15 protein-coding genes are annotated in these 18,481 nt (G+C 61.5%); 9 read left to right on the forward strand and 6 right to left on the reverse strand.

What is annotated here, in order from left to right; all coding sequences use genetic code 11:
- Position 1: 1 nt before the first annotated feature.
- The 4 genes from NVB75_RS13330 to NVB75_RS13345 all read left to right on the forward strand — a co-directional run bounded on the left by NVB75_RS13330 (position 2) and on the right by NVB75_RS13345 (position 5,451).
- A complete protein-coding gene (locus NVB75_RS13330) occupies positions 2-1,768 on the forward strand; it encodes an ATP-binding protein (RefSeq protein ID WP_258347524.1) in 1,767 nt (588 codons plus the stop codon).
- On the forward strand, positions 1,762-3,087 hold the full coding sequence (locus NVB75_RS13335) for a sigma-54 dependent transcriptional regulator (RefSeq protein WP_258347525.1): 1,326 nt from the start codon (positions 1,762-1,764) through the stop codon (positions 3,085-3,087). The genes NVB75_RS13330 and NVB75_RS13335 overlap by 7 nt, the downstream gene beginning before the upstream one ends.
- A gap of 288 nt (positions 3,088-3,375) precedes the next feature.
- Positions 3,376-4,695, forward strand: a complete 1,320-nt coding sequence (locus NVB75_RS13340) for an MFS transporter (RefSeq protein WP_258347527.1) — start codon at positions 3,376-3,378, stop codon at positions 4,693-4,695.
- A 123-nt stretch (positions 4,696-4,818) separates the two neighbouring features.
- The gene (locus tag NVB75_RS13345; RefSeq protein ID WP_258347529.1) at positions 4,819-5,451 is read left to right on the forward strand and encodes a flavin reductase family protein; all 633 of its coding nucleotides are present in this window, start codon (positions 4,819-4,821) and stop codon (positions 5,449-5,451) included.
- 140 nt (positions 5,452-5,591) lie between these two features.
- On the opposite strand, the gene NVB75_RS13350 is transcribed toward NVB75_RS13345, so the two are convergent.
- Complete coding sequence (locus tag NVB75_RS13350; protein WP_063027568.1) at positions 5,592-5,840, reverse strand: hypothetical protein; 249 nt, start codon at positions 5,838-5,840, stop codon at positions 5,592-5,594.
- 43 nt (positions 5,841-5,883) lie between these two features.
- The gene (locus NVB75_RS13355) at positions 5,884-6,225 is read right to left on the reverse strand and encodes an antibiotic biosynthesis monooxygenase family protein (protein ID WP_003214130.1); all 342 of its coding nucleotides are present in this window, start codon (positions 6,223-6,225) and stop codon (positions 5,884-5,886) included.
- A gap of 327 nt (positions 6,226-6,552) precedes the next feature.
- Between NVB75_RS13355 and NVB75_RS13360 the strand changes: the two genes are divergently transcribed.
- Positions 6,553-7,482, forward strand: coding sequence for an AraC family transcriptional regulator (locus tag NVB75_RS13360; protein ID WP_076017457.1), 930 nt, complete (start codon positions 6,553-6,555; stop codon positions 7,480-7,482).
- A gap of 150 nt (positions 7,483-7,632) precedes the next feature.
- Here the strand turns inward: NVB75_RS13360 and NVB75_RS13365 are convergent, their stop codons facing one another.
- From NVB75_RS13365 to edd, 4 genes are all read right to left on the reverse strand, one after another.
- Positions 7,633-9,102 carry an ATP-binding protein gene (locus tag NVB75_RS13365; protein WP_258347532.1) on the reverse strand — a complete coding sequence of 490 codons (1,470 nt, stop codon included), beginning with the start codon at positions 9,100-9,102 and terminating at the stop codon, positions 7,633-7,635.
- Entirely contained in the window at positions 9,092-9,823 is a 732-nt protein-coding gene (locus NVB75_RS13370; RefSeq protein ID WP_003214124.1) for a response regulator, read from the reverse strand. Before NVB75_RS13370 ends, NVB75_RS13365 begins: the two co-directional genes overlap by 11 nt.
- Before the next feature lie 155 nt (positions 9,824-9,978).
- A complete protein-coding gene (locus NVB75_RS13375; RefSeq protein WP_258347534.1) occupies positions 9,979-10,935 on the reverse strand; it encodes a glucokinase in 957 nt (318 codons plus the stop codon).
- Entirely contained in the window at positions 10,932-12,758 is a 1,827-nt protein-coding gene (gene edd / locus NVB75_RS13380; RefSeq protein ID WP_167664441.1) for a phosphogluconate dehydratase, read from the reverse strand. The genes NVB75_RS13375 and edd overlap by 4 nt, the downstream gene beginning before the upstream one ends.
- 221 nt (positions 12,759-12,979) lie before the next feature.
- On the opposite strand from edd, the gene gap reads away from it, so the two are divergent.
- The 4 genes from gap to NVB75_RS13400 all read left to right on the forward strand — a co-directional run bounded on the left by gap (position 12,980) and on the right by NVB75_RS13400 (position 18,412).
- Positions 12,980-13,981, forward strand: a complete 1,002-nt coding sequence (gap, locus tag NVB75_RS13385; protein WP_003214117.1) for a type I glyceraldehyde-3-phosphate dehydrogenase — start codon at positions 12,980-12,982, stop codon at positions 13,979-13,981.
- A 184-nt stretch (positions 13,982-14,165) separates the two neighbouring features.
- The gene (locus NVB75_RS13390; RefSeq protein WP_003214115.1) at positions 14,166-14,684 is read left to right on the forward strand and encodes an RNA polymerase sigma factor; all 519 of its coding nucleotides are present in this window, start codon (positions 14,166-14,168) and stop codon (positions 14,682-14,684) included.
- A 61-nt stretch (positions 14,685-14,745) separates the two neighbouring features.
- Positions 14,746-15,714, forward strand: coding sequence for a FecR domain-containing protein (locus NVB75_RS13395; RefSeq protein ID WP_258347537.1), 969 nt, complete (start codon positions 14,746-14,748; stop codon positions 15,712-15,714).
- A 118-nt stretch (positions 15,715-15,832) separates the two neighbouring features.
- Positions 15,833-18,412, forward strand: coding sequence for a TonB-dependent receptor (locus tag NVB75_RS13400; protein WP_258347539.1), 2,580 nt, complete (start codon positions 15,833-15,835; stop codon positions 18,410-18,412).
- The last annotated feature ends 69 nt before the right edge of the window (positions 18,413-18,481 follow it).

Below are 18,481 nucleotides of genomic sequence, written 5' to 3' on the forward strand. Positions count from 1 at the left end.
TATGATTGCGATTCCCCGCCCGCTGCGTTTGACCTTCTACTCCTTGCTGATCATCGCCGGCGCGGTACTGGCTGCCGCCCTGGCCACTCGCCACGCCGAACGCCTGGCCCTGGTGGATGACGCTGCCCGCGCCAATCAGCAGCTCATGCTCTATGGCAACTCCCTGCACACCCTGATCGAACGTTACCGCGCCCTGCCCGCCGTACTGGCCCTGGACTCGGAAATGATCAGCGCCTTGAAGGGCCCGCTGGACGCCGCCACCCAGGATTTGCTCAACCGCAAGCTCGAGCGCATCAACGGCGCCGCCCAGTCTTCCACCCTGGAACTGATGGACCGCAATGGCCTGGCCGTGGCCGCCAGCAACTGGAACCTGCCCAGCAGTTATGTGGGGCACAACTACGCGTTTCGCCCGTACTTCAGCCAGACCCTGAGCCAGGGCACCGGGCGGTTTTATGCCGTGGGCGTGACCACCGGGATTCCGGGGTACTTCCTCTCCAGTGCGGTGGTCGGCGAGAACGAACAATTCCTCGGCGCCATGGTGGTCAAGCTGGAGTTCCCGGAACTGGAACGCGAGTGGGCCCAGGGCAACGACCTGCTGCTGGTCAGCGATGCCCGGGGCATTGTGTTTATCGCCAATCAGCCGGGCTGGCGCTACCGCGCGCTTCGCCCACTGTCGGACAACGACCATGCCGAACTCAAGGCCACCCGCCAATACGACAAGAAACAACTGCTGCCGCTGGACGCCGAAGTCCTGCAGCGCTTCGACGAAAACAGCCACCTGATGCGCGTCGACGGCCCCGACGGCAAGGCCAACTACATCTGGGAATCCCTGCCGCTGAAAGCCGAAGGCTGGACCTTGCACTTGTTGCGCAAACCACAGGTTGCCTTTGAGGACCAACGCAACGCCGGCCTGGCCGCCGCCGGTTCGTGGCTGGCGCTGGTGTTCCTGGTACTGTTCCTGACCCAGCGCTGGCGCCTCGCCCGCCTGCGCCAGCGCAGTCGTGAGGAACTTGAACAGTTGGTGGAGGAACGCACCCGCGCCCTGCGTACCGCCCAGGACGGTTTGGTGCAGTCCGCCAAGCTGGCAGCGCTGGGGCAGATGTCCGCGGCCCTGGCCCACGAAATCAACCAGCCACTGACCGCCCAGCGCATGCAGTTGGCGACCCTGCGGCTGCTGCTGGATCACGGCCGGGTGGACGACGCCTACCAGGCCCTGACCCCGCTGGACGACATGCTCACCCGCATGGCCGCCCTCACCGGCCACCTCAAGACCTTCGCCCGCAAGAGCCCCAGCGGCCTGCGCGAACGCCTCGACCTGGCCACGGTGGTGGACCAGTCCCTGCATTTGCTCGACGCGCGCCTGCGGGACGAAGCCATCGGCACCGTCCTGGATTTGACCCGCCCGGCCTGGGTACGGGGCGACGCGATCCGCCTGGAACAGGTGCTGATCAACCTGCTGCGCAACGCCCTCGACGCCATGGCCGACAAACCGCGCAAACGCCTGGAAATCCGCCTGCATGCCGATCAGCAGCTGTGGTGCCTGACCGTCAGCGACAGCGGTGGCGGAATTGCCGAGGAAAACCTCAACAGCGTGTTCGACCCGTTCTTCACCACCAAGCCCGTGGGCGACGGGCTCGGCTTGGGGCTCGCCGTGTCGTACGCTATCGTCCACGAACTCGGCGGCCGCCTGAGCGCCGGTAATCACGGTGACGGGGCGATCTTTACCCTGACCTTGCCTATCGCGCTGGAGACGCCAGACCTATGTTGAATTCGGTGATTGTGGTCGATGACGAAGCCAGCATTCGCACGGCCGTCGAGCAATGGCTGAGCCTGTCGGGGTTTGAGGTGCAGTTGTTCAGCCGTGCCGAGGAATGCCTGGCGCAATTGCCCAGGGACTTTCCCGGGGTGATCCTGAGCGACGTGCGCATGCCCGGCCTCAGCGGCCTGGAGTTGCTGGCTGAAGTGCAGCGGCGCGACGCCGACCTGCCGGTGATTCTGCTCACCGGCCACGGCGACGTGCCGATGGCCGTCGAGGCCATGCGTGACGGCGCCTACGACTTCCTCGAAAAACCCTTCAGCCCCGAGGCCCTGCTCAGCAGCCTGCGCCGGGCGTTGGACAAGCGCGGGCTGGTGCTGGAAAACCGCCGCCTGCATCAGCAGGCCGATCACCGGGCCCAGTTGGAATCGAGCCTGCTCGGGGTGTCGCGCGGTTTGCAGAACCTGCGCCGGCAAGTGCTGGACCTGGCGGGCCTGCCAGTCAATGTGTTGATTCGCGGCGAAACCGGCAGCGGCAAGGAACTGGTCGCCCGTTGCCTGCATGATTTCGGCCCCCGGGCGAAGAAGCCATTTGTGGCGCTGAACTGCGCGGCGATTCCCGAGCAACTGTTTGAAGCCGAGCTGTTCGGCCATGAAAGTGGTGCGTTTACCGGCGCCCAGGGCAAGCGTATCGGCAAGCTGGAGTATGCCGACGGTGGCACGTTGTTTCTCGATGAGATTGAAAGCATGCCCCTGGCCCAGCAGGTGAAATTGCTGCGGGTGTTGCAGGAGCAAAAACTCGAACGGCTCGGTTCCAATCAAAGCATCAAGGTGGACTTGCGGATCATCGCCGCCACCAAGCCCGACCTGCTGGACGAAGCCCGCGCCGGGCGTTTTCGTGAGGATTTGGCCTACCGCCTGACCGTCGCGCAACTGCGCCTGCCACCGCTGCGGGAACGCCGGGAAGACATTCCGCTGCTGTTCGAACACTTTGCGCAAAGCGCCGCCGAACGCCTGGACCGCAGCTTCACTCCATTGAGCGGGCCGGCCCTGGGCCGCCTGCTCAGCCATGACTGGCCGGGCAACGTACGAGAGCTGGCCAACGTCGCTGAACGCCAGGTGCTGGGGCTGGGTGAACCGGAGCCGGAAGGCATCGAAGCCGGGCAATCGCTGGCGGCGCAGCAAGAAGCGTTTGAAGCCCATTGCCTGAAAGCCGCGCTGACTCGGCACAAGGGCGATATCAAGGCGGTGCTGGCCGAACTGCAGCTGCCTCGGCGCACCTTCAATGAAAAAATGCAGCGCCATGGCTTGGCGCGAGACACGTTCCTCTAACCCGATCGTTCCCACGTTCCGCGTGGGGATGCAGCTCTGGACGCTCCGCGTCCGCCTTAAAATCGTGACGCGGAGCATCACAGGATGCACTCCCACGCAGAGCGTGGGAGCGATCTTCGTCGGCGGATTTCCGCTCATCACCCTTTAATCATCAGCAACTTTCCGCTCAAAAAAATCCTGCAACCCCTCTAGACCGGGCCTTCATCTGATTGGCACAGCTCCTGCTATAGCCCAGCCAGGCTGCGCTTGGGCGCGCTCCACAAAAACAATTAGATGAAGGATCCTTAAATGGATAACTCCAACTCCCTGCCTGTAGGGTCGGCGGCTGCGCCGGCAAAAGAACGCACCACCTCCAACCGTATCAGGTCGATCTTCAGCGGATCGGTCGGCAACATGGTCGAGTGGTACGACTGGTACGTCTACGCTGCTTTCTCGCTGTACTTCGCCAAGACCTTTTTCCCGAAAGGCGACACCACCGCCCAACTCTTGAACACCGCCGCGATCTTCGCCGTGGGTTTCCTGATGCGTCCCATCGGTGGCTGGCTGATGGGCCTGTACGCCGACAAAGTCGGGCGTAAAAAGGCCTTGATGGCCTCGGTGTACCTGATGTGCTTCGGCTCATTGCTGATTGCCCTGAGCCCGGGCTATGAGGCCATTGGTATCGGTGCGCCGATCCTGCTGGTCTTTGCCCGTTTGCTGCAGGGCCTGTCGGTAGGTGGCGAATACGGCACCTCCGCCACTTACCTCAGCGAAATGGCGACCAAGGAACGTCGTGGTTTCTACTCCAGCTTCCAGTACGTGACCCTGATCTCCGGCCAGCTCATCGCCCTTGGCGTGCTGATTGTGCTGCAACAGACCCTGACGACCGAGCAACTGTACGACTGGGGCTGGCGCATCCCGTTCGCCATCGGCGCCCTGTGTGCGGTAGTGGCGCTGTACCTGCGTCGCGGCATGGAAGAAACCGAGTCGTTCACCAAGAAAGAAAAAGCCAAGGAAAGCGCGATGCGCACCTTGATGCGCCACCCCAAGGAACTGATGACCGTGGTCGGCCTGACCATGGGCGGCACCCTGGCGTTCTACACCTACACCACCTACATGCAGAAATACCTGGTGAACACCGTCGGCATGAGCATCTCCGACTCCACCACCATTTCGGCAGCGACACTGTTCCTGTTCATGTGCCTGCAACCTATCATCGGCGGGCTGTCGGACAAGGTTGGCCGCCGGCCCATCCTGATCGCCTTCGGCGTTCTCGGCACACTGTTCACGGTGCCGATCCTCACCACCCTGCACACCATCCAGACCTGGTGGGGCGCGTTCTTCCTGATCATGGCCGCACTGATCATCGTCAGCGGCTATACCTCGATCAACGCCGTGGTGAAGGCTGAACTGTTCCCGACTGAGATCCGCGCCCTGGGTGTTGGCTTGCCCTATGCGCTGACCGTGTCGATCTTCGGCGGCACCGCTGAATACATCGCGCTGTGGTTCAAGAGCATCGGCATGGAAACCGGCTACTACTGGTACGTGACGGCCTGTATTGCAGTATCGCTGATGGTGTATGTGACCATGAAGGACACCCGCAAGCATTCGCGGATTACCACGGACTAAGGGTTCTGCCGAGATAAAAAAGGGGCTGCGTCAGTGCATGACGCAGCCCCTTTTTCATTGGCGAACACTCCACCTGAGTGCACTATGATGCCCTTCCCCGAACCACCAGCAGGAAACCCGGCCATGTCCGACGATATCCATTTCTACGAACCCGCCAACGGCCACGGCCTGCCCCATGACCCGTTCAATGCGATCGTCGGCCCGCGCCCGATTGGCTGGATTTCGTCCCACGACAGCCAGGGCCGCCTGAACCTGGCGCCCTACAGCTTCTTCAATGCGTTCAACTACATTCCGCCGATCATTGGGTTCTCCAGCGTCGGGCGCAAAGACAGCCTGAACAACATCGAACAGACCGGCGAATTCGTGTGGAACCTGGCCACCCGCCCGCTGGCCGAACAGATGAACCAGAGTTGCGCGCCGGTCTCTCCCGAGGTCAACGAGTTTGAATTGTCGGGCCTGACGCCGGTGGCTTCAAAGGTGATCGCCGTGCCTCGCGTGGGTGAGAGCCCGGTGTCGTTCGAGTGCAAGGTGACGCAGATCATTCAGCTGCAGCGCGCCGACAAGGAGCTGGTGCCGAGCTGGCTGGTGCTTGGCGAAGTGGTCGCGGTGCATATCGCCAAGTGGCTGTTGAAAGACGGGGTGTACGACACGGCTGCCGCCGAGCCGATCCTGCGTGGAGGCGGCCCGGCGGATTATTTTCAGTTGGGGCCGGAAGCGCTGTTCAAAATGTACCGCCCAGGCGCCGCGAAACGCTGATTGGAATGCGATAAAAATGTGGGAGCGGGCTTGCTCGCGAAGGGGGCGTGTCAGTCAATGCATAGGCCAACTGATTCACCGCATTCGCGAGCAAGCCCGCTCCCACACAAGCCCGCTCCCACATTTGGATCAGCGGTGTTTTAGTTGGCGGAAGTTGCCCAGGAAAGCTGACCGTCTTCATCTACATTGACCAAGCGCTCCAGTTGCAGAGCGGCGGCATCATCAGCGTCATCAGCGGTCTTGAATTTCTGTCCATCGAGGATCTTGTGAAAGCGCGGTGCGCCCATGCCATCCAGCGCCTTGACGGCGATGGCGGCGCTATAGCCACCCTCTTCTTCACGCACCAAGGCGGAAACGGCTTCGTGGTGGGCAAACTCTTTACGTGCCATGTTGCAGGTCCTGGCCAATGGGAAAGGCGGCCATTCTAAAGCACTAACCCGCCAGTTGCAGGTACTCGCCGTAGGCGTTGGCCGCCGAGGCGTCAGTGAAGGTCTGGAAGTCCATGCTGCGAACCACCATGTCGTTCAACAGCTCGGTGAACACCATCAGCGCCGGTGAGCTGAAGTAGGCACTCATTGCCTGCTCGCTGCTCCAGAAGCCCGACACCAACCACACATCCGGGTCGGCCAGGGAGTGCTGCAACGAGAATTGCAGGCAACCCTGAGCCTGGCGGCCCGGTTCGATCAAACTGCTCAAGCGTGCACCCAGTTCGGTGCTGTACCCGGTACGGGCACGGATAAAGGCCATATGGCTCGCGGGAATGGGGGTGGACATGTTCGACTCTCCCGTTGAGAAGTGATGCTCGGCAAGCACTGTGAGGGCGTGTTGCCACAGGATCAAAGATACGGGCGCGGGTGTGGATGCGGTTAGTCAATTCCTGCCGGCTTATTGCACAATCCTGCGAGAAGCGTAGAGATAGCAATCGGCCTGCGGGTTTTATTCCCGGCATGACTGCCGTATTTCAGGGGCATGACAGCCCTCTGCTTGCCTGATTCACGATTTATCGCAGGATCAGGCAAGGATTGTGCAGAATCGAAGTACCGCTTTTTGCAAAGCCGCCTTTAAGCTGTGCCCATCGTCAAAAGCACCAGAGGATGTCCCATGCCGTCGCCCGACCTTCGCTCCACGCCCCTCGACGCCGACATGGAAAAGCAGCGCGCAGAACTCGCCGGCATCGTACGTCGGCACACTTGGGAGGACGGTTCCTACGGCACGGCGATCACGTCGCTGTACCTCAACCGCCATAACACCCCACGGGAATTCACGCCTGTGCTGGTAGAACCCGCGCTGTGCATCCTGGCCCAGGGCAGCAAGGAAGTGCGCCTGGCGGATGAAGTCTTCGCCTACGACCCGCTCAATTACCTGGTGTTTTCGGTAGCGATGCCGGTGGCCGGGCGCATCCTGGATGCCACGCCGGAAGACCCCAACCTGTCGATTCGAGTGAATATCGATCCGGCACACATCACCGCACTGATTGCCGAAGCCGGACCGATGGGCGTGCCCCCGCGCCCGACCTCCCGAGGGATGTATGTCGACCGCCTGGACAACCAGCTACTGGACGCCGTGCTGCGCCTGACCCGATTGCTGGACACGCCGAAAGACATCGCGATGCTGGCGCCGTTGATCAACCGGGAAATTCTTTATCGTTTGTTGCGTGGCCCGCAGGGATATCGGCTGTATGAAATCGCCGTCGCCAACAGTCAGAGCCATCGGGTGAGCCAGGCGATCACCTGGTTGAACGGCAACTACGAACAACCCCTGCGTATTGATGACCTGGCCAAGGAGGTAAACCTCAGCGTTTCGACCTTGCACCACCGCTTCAAGGCGATGACCGCCATGAGCCCGTTGCAGTACCAAAAACAGTTGCGCTTGCAGGAGGCTCGTCGGTTGATGATCGCCGAGGGGCTGGAAGCCTCGGCGGCGGGGTATCGGGTGGGCTATGAAAGCGCCTCGCAGTTCAGCCGCGAATACAGCCGGTTGTTTGGTGCGCCACCATTGCGGGATCTGGCCCGGTTGCGCCAGAGCGTATAACCACAGTTATAACGCCGGACTACTAATGTGGCGAGGGAGCTTGCTCCCGTTGGGGCGCGAAGCGGCCCCAAAAGAGGGGACTGCTGCGCAGTCCAACGGGAGCAAGCTCCCTCGCCACAAGTACTCAATCAACTGCGGTATGGGTGGCGTTCAATCCAGGCCACGAGGCAGTTGCAAGGTCACCCGCAAGCCGCCCTCCCGTAGATTCTGCAAACTCACTTCACCGCCATGGCTGTGGGCGATATTGCGAGCGATGCCCAGGCCCAGGCCGTAACCCTGTTGCTGCCCGGCCAGGCGGAAGTGCGGCTCGAAGACCTGCTCCAGGCGCTGTTCCGGCACGCCCGGGCCTTCGTCGTCGACGTGGAGGATGAACTCCGCGCCATCGTCTTCAATATGCAAATGGGCGTTCTGTCCGTACTTCAACGCGTTGTCGATCAGGTTGCCGATGCAGCGCTTGAGCGCCAGCGGCTTGCCCGGGTAAGTCGTGAGTGCCCGGCCAGTTTGGGTCACGCGGCCATTGCCGTTGGGTGCCAGGTACGGTTCCACCAGGCAGTCGAGTACGTGATTGAGGTCCACCGGTTCGATGTTTTCGTGAATGTCGGTGTCTTTCACACACTGCAGCGCGCCTTTGACCAGCAACTCCAGTTCATCCAGGTCGCGGCCGAACTTGGTTTGCAGGTTCTCGTCTTCCAGCAATTCCACCCGCAACCGCAGGCGCGTGATGGGTGTGCGCAGGTCGTGGGAAATGGCGCTGAACAGTTGGCTGCGTTCGGTCAGGTAACGGCTGATGCGTTCGCGCATGGCATTAAACGCGCGGCCCACTTCCACCACTTCGCTGCCGCCGCCTTCGGCCACCGGCTCCACGTCGGCGCCCAGGGACATGTCCCGCGCCGCCCTTGCCAGGCGCTTGAGCGGACGGCTTTGCCAGTGCACCAACAGGCCGATGAACAGCAGCAGAAAGCCGCTGGTGAGCACGATAAACCACACCTGCTGGTACGGCAGGCCTTGCTCTTCGAGGCTGGTGTAGGGTTCGGGCAGCAAGGAGGCGATGTAGAGCCATTCGCCCTGGGCCAGTTGGATCTGGGTCACCAACACCGGCGGATTCACCGGCTCCAGGGTCAACGCGTAATGCGCCCAGGAGCGCGGCAATTCATCGAGTTTCAAACCGGCATTGAAGATGCGCAGGTCTTCGGCGCTGACGAATTCCACCGAGACATGCACGTCGCTGCCCAGGGTCTGGCGCAACACTTCTTCGACAGCACCGAGCACCGCGTGCTTGCGCGGGGTTTCCGGCAACACGGCCATGTCCAGGGGCTTGTCGTTGAGGGTCACGACAAAACGTGTGCCGCCCATGCTACGCAACTGATCGAGCACCAGCGGCCGAAAGGCCACCGGCAAGGAACGGAAATAACTGACACTGGCGGTCATCGAATGCGCCAGGCTGCGGGCAGCGGTCACCAGGCCTTCGAGCTGGGTGGCGCGCAGTTGTGACACCCAGATCACGCTGGATAACGCCTGGGCAAACAGCACCGCCAACAGGGTCAGCAGTAACATCCGCCCCAGCAGCGAACGCGGTACCGGGATCCGCCGGCGCAGTTCACGCAGGCGTTCAGTGGGCATTGCCGGCAACCACGCTGGCTGCCAATTGATAGCCACTGCCGCGCACGGTACGGATCAGCCGGGGTGGTTTTTCGGTATCGCGCAGGCGTTGGCGCAAGCGGCTGACGGCCATGTCGACAATCCGGTCCAGGGGCATCAGGTCGCGGCCACGGGTGGCGTTGCCAATGGTGTCGCGGTCGAGGATTTGCTGGGGATGATCGAGGAACAATTTCAATAACGCGAAATCGGCACCGGAGAGAATCACTTCCTCGCCGTCGACGTGGAACAGCCGGTGGCTGACCATGTCCAGGCGCCACTCGCCAAACACCAGCACCTCGCCGCCGCTGCGCTCCTGGCCAAACTGGCAGCGCCGCAACAGCGCCTTGATTCGCGCCTGCAACTCGCGGGGACTGAAGGGTTTGCCGATGTAATCGTCGGCGCCCAGTTCCAGGCCGATCACGCGGTCGGCTTCGTCGGAACTGGCGGTGAGCATGATGATCGGCACCTGCGCCTGGCGCGGGTGCTGGCGGATCCAGCGGCAGAGGCTGAAGCCATCTTCGTCCGGCAGCATCACATCAAGGATCACCAGGTCGCACGGCGCTTCGTTCATCGCCTGGCGGAACCCCGCGCCATCCGGCACGCCACGCACCTGAAAACCGGCGCGGCTGAGGTAAGTTTGCAGCAACTCGCGGATTTCCTGGTCGTCGTCGACCAGGAGAATGGATTTACTGATTACGCTCACGGGGCCCCTCCTTGTTGTTATGGCCAAGCTTAAGTCATTTGTTGCCCTTGAGGCCGCCTTCGCGAGCAAGCCCGCTCCCACATTCGACCTCATTCATCCAGTTGGAATGGGATTGAATGTGGGAGCGGGCTTGCTCGCGAAGAGGCCATCACTGCCTACGCAAATGCCTGCTCAAGCGCCACACCAGCACCTGTCAACCCTGAATACGGTGCCGTCACCAGCCACACCGGAATGCCTTTGAAGTAGTCGCTCATGCAGCCTTTGTCGCAAAAACTCTTGGCAAAACCACTCTTGATAAAGAAATCGGCAAAGCGCGGGATCACGCCGCCAACGATATAAACCCCTCCACGACCGCCGGTGGTCAGCACGTTGTTACCGGCAACACGGCCCAGCCAGATACTGAACTGGTCCAGCACTTCCAGGGCAATCGGGTCGCCCGCCAGGCCAGCGGCAGTGATGGCCTCGGGGGTTTCCAGCACGGCTTCATGGCCGTCCACCGCGCAGATCGCCCGGTACAACCTCGGCAGACCGCCACCGCTCAAAGCGGTTTCAGCGCTGACATGGCCGATCTCGTTGTGGATGTGCTGCCACAGCTGGGCTTCCCGCGGGCTGCTCACCGGCAGGTCGACATGGCCGCCCTCCCCCGGCAACGCGGCCCAACGGCCATGGCCGAGGTCGAGCAAGGTGCCTACACCCAGGCCGGTGCCCGGGCCAATCACCACCGCAGGCCGCAACGGTTCCGGCGTGCCTTCGCACACCACACGGAATTCGTCCGGTTTCAGGCGGGTCATGCCCAGGGCCATGGCCGAGAAATCATTCACCAGCAGCAGCTCGTCCACCTGCAAGGTCTCGCAGAACTTAGTCTTGCTCAGGCGCCAGTGATTGTTGGTGAATTTAAATTCATCTCCGCTCACCGGCCCCGCGACCGACAGGCACACCGCACCAATCGAGCCGATGGCCAGGCCTTCTTCCTTCAGATAGACCTGGATCGCCTCTTCAGGGCTGGCATGATCCGCCGTCGCGTGGACGCGGATCGAATGCAGTTCCTGATCACGCCACAATGCAAAACGGGCGTTGGTACCCCCAATATCACCGACCAGCGCAAGCTTCACTTAAGTGTCTCCAGGGCAGAGGTAAAGGCGCTGGCGCCCTGCTCTGCGGAGCTTGCGGCCAAACGCATAAACGCAAACAGCTCGCGACCGGCCCCCACGTTATTGCCCAGAAGGCCCGTGGCAGGCACGCGCGCTGCAAATTCTTCGGCGTCCACCTTAAGCTCCAAGGTGCCTTTGACGCCATCCACGCGAATAATATCGCCATCGCGCACACGTGCCAGTGGCCCGCCGCTCTGGGCTTCGGGGTTGACATGAATCGCGGCGGGAATCTTACCCGACGCGCCGGACATACGCCCGTCTGTTACCAACGCCACTTTGAAGCCACGATCCTGCAACACGCCGAGGAACGGCGTCATCTTGTGCAATTCCGGCATGCCGTTGGAGCGCGGGCCCTGGAAACGCATTACCGCGACGAAGTCTTTTTCCAACTGGCCGGCCTTGAAGGCGTCCGCCAGGTCTTGCTGGTCCTGGAACACCACGGCCGGGGCTTCGACGATTTGATGCTCAAGGGCCACGGCGGAGACTTTCATCACCCCACGGCCAAGGTTGCCTTCCATTACGCGCAAGCCGCCTTCCGGAGAAAATGCACGGGCCACAGGGCGCAGGATGGTTTCGTCGAGGCTTTCGATCGGGCCTTCACGCCATACCAGCTCGCCGTCCACCAGGAACGGTTCCTGGGTGTAGCGGCTCAGGCCGTGACCGGCCACGGTGTTGACGTCGTTGTGGAGCAGGCCGGCTTCCAGCAGTTCGCGGATCAGGAACGACATGCCGCCCGCCGCCTGGAAGTGGTTGATGTCGGCCTTGCCGTTTGGATACACGTGAGACAGGGTCGGCACGACTTCGGAGAGGTCGGCCATGTCCTGCCAGGTGAGAATGATGCCCGCCGACATGGCGATGGCCGGCATGTGCAGGGTGTGGTTGGTGGAACCGCCGGTGGCGTTGAGGGCGACGATGGAGTTGACGATGGATTTCTCGTCGACGATCTCGCCGATCGGCGTGAAGTTACCGTTGGCCTTGGTCAGGCGCGTGACCTGGTGCGCGGCTTCACGGGTCAGGGCGTCACGCAGCGGCGTGTACGGGTTGACGAACGAGGCGCCCGGCAGATGCAGACCCATCACTTCCATCAGCAACTGGTTGGTGTTGGCGGTGCCGTAAAAGGTGCAGGTGCCCGGGCTGTGGTAGGACTTCATCTCCGATTCCAGCAGCTCTTCGCGGGTGGCCTTGCCTTCGGCGTAGCGCTGGCGCACGTCGGCTTTCTGTTTGTTGGAGATCCCCGACGGCATCGGCCCGCCCGGCACGAAGATCATCGGCAGGTGGCCATAGCGCAGGGCGCCCATCATCAGGCCAGGGACGATCTTGTCGCAGATGCCGAGCATCAGCGCGGCGTCAAACATGTTGTGGGACAGCGCTACCGCCGTGGACATCGCAATCACTTCGCGGCTCAGCAGGCTGAGCTCCATGCCCGGCTCGCCCTGGGTCACGCCGTCGCACATGGCGGGGGTGCCGCCGGCGAACTGGCCCACGGAGCCGACTTCACGCAGGGCGGTTTTGATTTGCTCGGGGAAATGTTCGTACGGCTGGTGGGCCGACAGCATGTCGTTATATGACGAAACAATTGCCACGTTGGCGGCGTTCATCATGCGCAGGCTGTTTTTGTCTTCGGTGCCGCACCCGGCCACGCCGTGGGCAAAGTTGGCGCATTGCAGCTTGCCGCGCATCGGCCCGTCGCTGGCAGCGCCGCGAATGAGCGCAAGGTATGCCTCACGGGTTGCACGGCTGCGGGCGATAAGCCGTTCGGTGACCTCAAGTACGCGGGGATGCATGTATAGAACTCCAGGCTAACGGATGTGGCGACCTGAGAGTCTATGCTGGTCAAACGCCCGCCGCGAAGAGGTTGGCAGGGTGTTGCTTGACCAATCGGACCAGTTGATTCAGGTCACTCGTTGTAGATTGAACAAAATATTGCCACTAAAAAGGCTTGTTTTCTATTTTTATGCGAATAATCTTGTAATTCTTACAACAAATCGACGACAGGCACCTTCCAATGACTCTACGTATCGCTATCAATGGTTTTGGCCGTATTGGCCGAAATGTCCTGCGCGCACTTTATACCCAAGGCTACCGCCAGGATTTGCAGATCGTCGCCATCAACGATCTCGGCGACAGCTCGATCAATGCCCACCTGCTTAAATACGACACCGTCCACGGTACTTTCGACGCAGAGGTCGCTCACGATCAGGAAAGCCTGACCGTGAACGGTGACCGGATTGCCGTGAGTGCCATTCGCAACCCGGCCGACCTGCCGTGGGCTGCCCACAAGGTGGACGTGGTGTTCGAGTGCACCGGCCTGTTCACCGACCGCGACAAAGCCGCCGCCCATATTACCGCCGGCGCGCGCAAGGTAATCATCTCGGCCCCGGCCAAGGGCGCCGACGCCACGGTGGTGTATGGCGTGAACCATGACATTTTGCGTCAGTCCCACCAGATCATCTCCAACGCTTCCTGCACCACCAACTGCCTGGCCCCGGTGGCCCAGGTGCTGCACCGTGAACTGGGCATCGAAAGCGGCTTGATGACCACCATCCATGCCTACACCAACGACCAGAACCTGACCGACGTCTACCACACCGACCCATACCGCGCGCGTTCGGCCACCCAGAACATGATTCCGAGCAAAACCGGCGCCGCCGAAGCCGTGGGCCTGGTGCTGCCGGAACTGGCAGGCAAGCTGACCGGCATGGCCGTGCGGGTACCGGTGATCAACGTGTCGCTGGTGGACCTCACCGTGCAGCTGAAAAAAGAAGCCAGTGCCGAGCAGGTCAACGCACTGCTTAAAGAAGCCAGCCAGCACTCGAAAATCCTCGGCTACAACACCCTGCCGCTGGTTTCCAGTGACTTCAACCATAACCCGCTGTCGTCGATCTTCGACGCCAATCACACCAAGGTCAGCGGCAAGCTGCTGAAAGTGCTGGCCTGGTATGACAACGAGTGGGGCTTCTCGAACCGCATGCTGGATAACTGCCTGGCGCTGTGCAACGCCGAGTAATGCTCGGCCTGTAGGAGCGAGCTTGCTCGCGAAAAACGCAAAACCACCGCGTTTATTCAGGATGTCAGCGTTATCGTTGACGCCCTTCTCGAGCAAGCTCGCTCCTACAGTAATCCAAAGTGCCACTTGCCATTTGCGTTGATGATAAGCATTATCATTCGCTGCAAATCGGTCTGGTATCACTGTGAGCCAATCTCGCTTCAACCAAGTCTTCCTCACCCAGCGGGTGATTCTGCTGCGCACCTTGCAGCGGATGGTGAATAACCACAGCACCGCCGAGGACCTGCTGCAGGAAACCTACCTGCGCGTGACCCGGGCCTTGAGCGAACGGCCGATCGATCACCTAGAACCCTTCGTCTACCAGACGGCGCGCAACCTGGCGCTGGATCATCTGCGCGCCCGCAGGATTCAGGCGCGCACCCTGCAGGAAGATGTCCCGCTGGACGTCCTGCAAAGCGTCGCCTCCCCCGTCAGCACTCCCGAAGACGCGACACAGGCCGAGCAATTGCTCGAGCACCTGAGTGTCAGCCTCGGCCAGTTGAGCGCCCGCCAGCAGCAGATCTTTATCCTCAGCCGCCTGCACGGTTGCAGCTATCAGGAGATCGCCGACAAACTCGACGTGTCCCTGAGCACCGTGCAAAAGGAACTGAAATTGATCATGGCCATCTGCATAGGTGTGGCCGAAAGACTGGATCGCCCTTAAGCTTTGTCGGCACAGTCTGTAGGACTATTGATTAAAACGTGGCGAAGACCCGAGGAACACCGTGACGGATCCGAATAAACTGCGCCCCCATGAGCTGGCTCATGAGGTGTTGCAAGACACGGCTATGGACCAAGCCCTCGACTGGCTGATCGCCTTGCAGTGCCCGCAACCCGGGCAGCAGGCGGAGTTTGAAGCCTGGCTCGCCAGCGACCCGTCAAACGCCGAAGCCTTCATCAAGGCCCAGGCCGCCTGGGGCGGCGCGCCGGTGCACAGCGCTGCCGTCGCCCTGAATGCGCCGCGCAAGCCCAGCGCCTGGCGCCGTATCAAACCTCACTGGAAACCCCTGGCCACCGCCGCCGTGTTGTTGTTGGGCCTGTTCAGCTTCAGCAACCTGCCGATGCGCCTGCAGGCCGACCACTTGACGGTGGTGGGCGAGCGCCAGCGCCTTCAATTGGACGACGGCTCAAAAGTCTTGCTGAACACCAATTCCGCCTTCTCCAGCAGCATCAAGGACCATCAGCGCATCGCGCGCCTGTATCAGGGCGAGGCATTTTTCGAAGTGCTGCCCAGCCGTGGCCTGCCCCTGGAGATCGACGCCGGCCCGGTGCGCGCCAGCGTGCGCGATACGTCCTTCGCGGTGCGCTACTTGAACGGTGAAGCCCAGGTTCAGGTACAACGCGGCGACGTCGACCTGAGCAACACCTTTGACGATGCCCGGGTACGCCTGAGCGCCGGTGAAAGTATCCGCATCGGCCCCAAGGGCTTCAGCCAACCCGCCAAGCTGGACACCACCAAGGACCTGGCCTGGGTCGACGGTCGGTTGATCTTCGAAAACTGCCCGATGAGCGAAGTGCTGGCCGAATTGCGGCGCTACTACCCGGGCTGGATCGTCAACAACAACGACAAGCTCGCCAGCGTGGCGGTCACCGGCAATTACCGTCTCGACCAGCCTCTCGACGTCGTGCGCTCCCTGGCCCACATCACTTCCGCCAAGCTCTCGGAATACCCGGCGCTGGTGATCCTGAACTAAATGAGAATTATTTTTACTCGATAGCCTGCGCAGGTTCGTCTCGTTATAGCCAATGCAACTGATTCCTATTTGATTCAGTGTCGCAACTATAAGATTCGTACCTTACGGAGCGCTCTCGATGTCGTCTCGTTTCAACCGCCGGTCCTCTTCGCCCGTTCGCCGCCACGGCTTGTCCCTGCTGACGGCCGCAATCCTGTTGGCCGGTGCGCCCGTCATGGCCGCCACCGCTGCCGAGCCTGCTACCCGCAGCCAGGGCAATTACAGCTTCAGCATCGAGCAGCAATCCCTGGTCTCGGCGCTGAATGCCTTCACCGCAGTGACCGGCTGGCAAGTCGGCCTGCCCGCCGAGCTGGGCCAGGGTGTGTCGTCCCCTGGCGTGCGCGGCTCGTTGCCGGCAGATAAAGCCCTGGACCGGCTGTTGGTGGGGACCAACCTCGGCTATCGCAAACTGAGTAACAACAACATCGTGCTGGAAAAACGCGCCGCCGGCAGCGCTATCACCCTGCAACAAATGACCATCAGCGCCACCCGCCAGGAACAGGCCGTAGACAGCGTGCCCAGCACCGTGACCGTGCATGACCGCGAAGAACTGGACCGCCAGAACGTCAACACCATCCGCGAACTGGTGCGCTACGAGCCAGGCGTGTCGGTGGGGGGTGCCGGTACCCGCTCCGGGAACGCCGGCTACAACATTCGCGGCATCGACGGCGACCGCATCCTGACCCAGGTGGACGGCGTCGAAGTCCCCGACAACTTCTTCAACGGCCCCTACGCCAAGACTCGCCGCAACTACGTCGACCCGGAAATCGTCAAGCGCGTGGAAATCCTCCGCGGCCCGGCCTCGGCGTTGTACGGCAGCAGCGCCATCGGCGGCGCCGTGAGCTATTTCACCCTCGACCCCGACGACATCATCAAGCCCGGCCAGGATTTCGGCGCGCGCCTGAAGACCGGCTACAGCTCCGCCGACGAAAGCTGGCTGACCTCCGGCACCGTCGCCGGTCGCGTACAGGACTTCGACGGCTTGCTGCACCTGAGCCAGCGCAACGGCCACGAAATGGAGTCCTACGATGGCAATAACGCCACCGGCCTGGCCCGCACCGGCGCCAACCCGGAGGATGCGCGCACCACTAACATCCTGGCCAAGCTCGGCTGGAATTATGGTGAAGAGAATCGCCTGGGCCTGACCTACGAGAAGTTCAAGGATGATCGCGACACCAACCTGAAAAACGCGGTGGGTGGCCCGTTCGTCGGTGGCCAGGGCTTTAACTTCTACCGTGGCCGTACGGGTAACGACACCATCACCCGTGAGCGTTTCGGCATAGAAAACACCTTCGCCCTTGACTCGCCGATTGCCGATCACATCAAGACCAGCCTCAACTACCAGATCGCCAAGACCGACCAGGCCACCGCAGAGATCTACCAGCCATCGCGCAAGGTGCTGCGCACCCGCGACACCCTGTACGAAGAGAAACAGTGGGTATTCGACGCGCAACTGGACAAGGCTTTCAGCATCGGCGAAACCGATCACGTAGTGACCTACGGCACCACCCTCAAACAGCAGAAAGTCACGGGTTCCCGTGAAGGCTCCGCGACCTGCCTGGCGGTTGGCAGCGGCTGCACCGCCATCGGCGCACCAAGCCCGTCGGCCGCCGACAGCGTGAAAAAGGCCAGCGACTTCCCGGATCCGACCATCAACTCCTACGCGCTGTTTGCCCAGGACCAGATTGCCTGGGACAAGTGGACCTTCCTGCCCAGCGTGCGTTACGACTACATCCAGCTCAAACCCAAGCTGACTCAGGAATTCCTCAACACCGTTGACCCGACACGCATCTACGACCACAGCAATTCGGAAAAGAACTGGCACCGTGTAACGCCAAAATTCGGCGTGACTTACGCACTGACCGAGCAATACACCTGGTTCGGCCAATACGCCGAAGGCTATCGCACGCCGTCGGCCAAGGCCTTGTATGGCCGCTTTGAAAACCTGCAACAGGGCTACACCGTCGAACCCAACCCGGACCTCAAGCCGGAAAGCAGCCGGGGTGTCGAAACCGGAATTCGCGGCAACTTCGACTCAGGCTCGTTTGACGTGGCGGTGTACTACAACAAGTACCGTGATTTCATCAACGAAGATGCCTCGGTCGCTGGTGGCACGGTTCAGCAGTTCGAAGCCAACAACATCAAACACGCCACCATCAAAGGCGTGGAAGCCAAGGGCCGCTTGAACCTCGATGCGTTTGGCGCGCCGCAGGGCCTGTACACCAAAGGCTCGATTGCCTACACCTACGGGCGCAACGACGACAACGGCGAACCGCTGAACAGCGTCAACCCGCTCAAGGGCGTATTTGGCCTGGGTTACGACCAGCAGAACTACGGTGCCCTGGTCAGCTGGACCCTGGTCAAGAAACAGAATCGCGTCGACAGCACCACCTTCTTCGCCCCCGACGGCAACAGCGCCAACGGCCCGTTCAAGACCCCGGGCTTCGGCATCGTGGACCTGACCGGCTTCTACAAGGTCACCAACGACGTGACCATCAACGGTGGCCTGTACAACCTGACCGACAAGAAATACTGGGACTGGGACGACGTTCGCAGCTACGACAGCGTCGGCGAAGCCGGTGTGACCGGCCCGGCCAACCTGGACCGCCTGACCCAACCGGGCCGCAACTTTGCGATCAACCTGATCTGGGACATCTGATCAAGGGAGCCTCGCCCCGCCGGAATTTCTTCTTGCGCGGGGTGAGGATTTTTTACTGTGACGCGTCTT

Source organism: Pseudomonas sp. CBS, from assembly GCF_024734645.1.
Lineage (GTDB): Bacteria > Pseudomonadota > Gammaproteobacteria > Pseudomonadales > Pseudomonadaceae > Aquipseudomonas.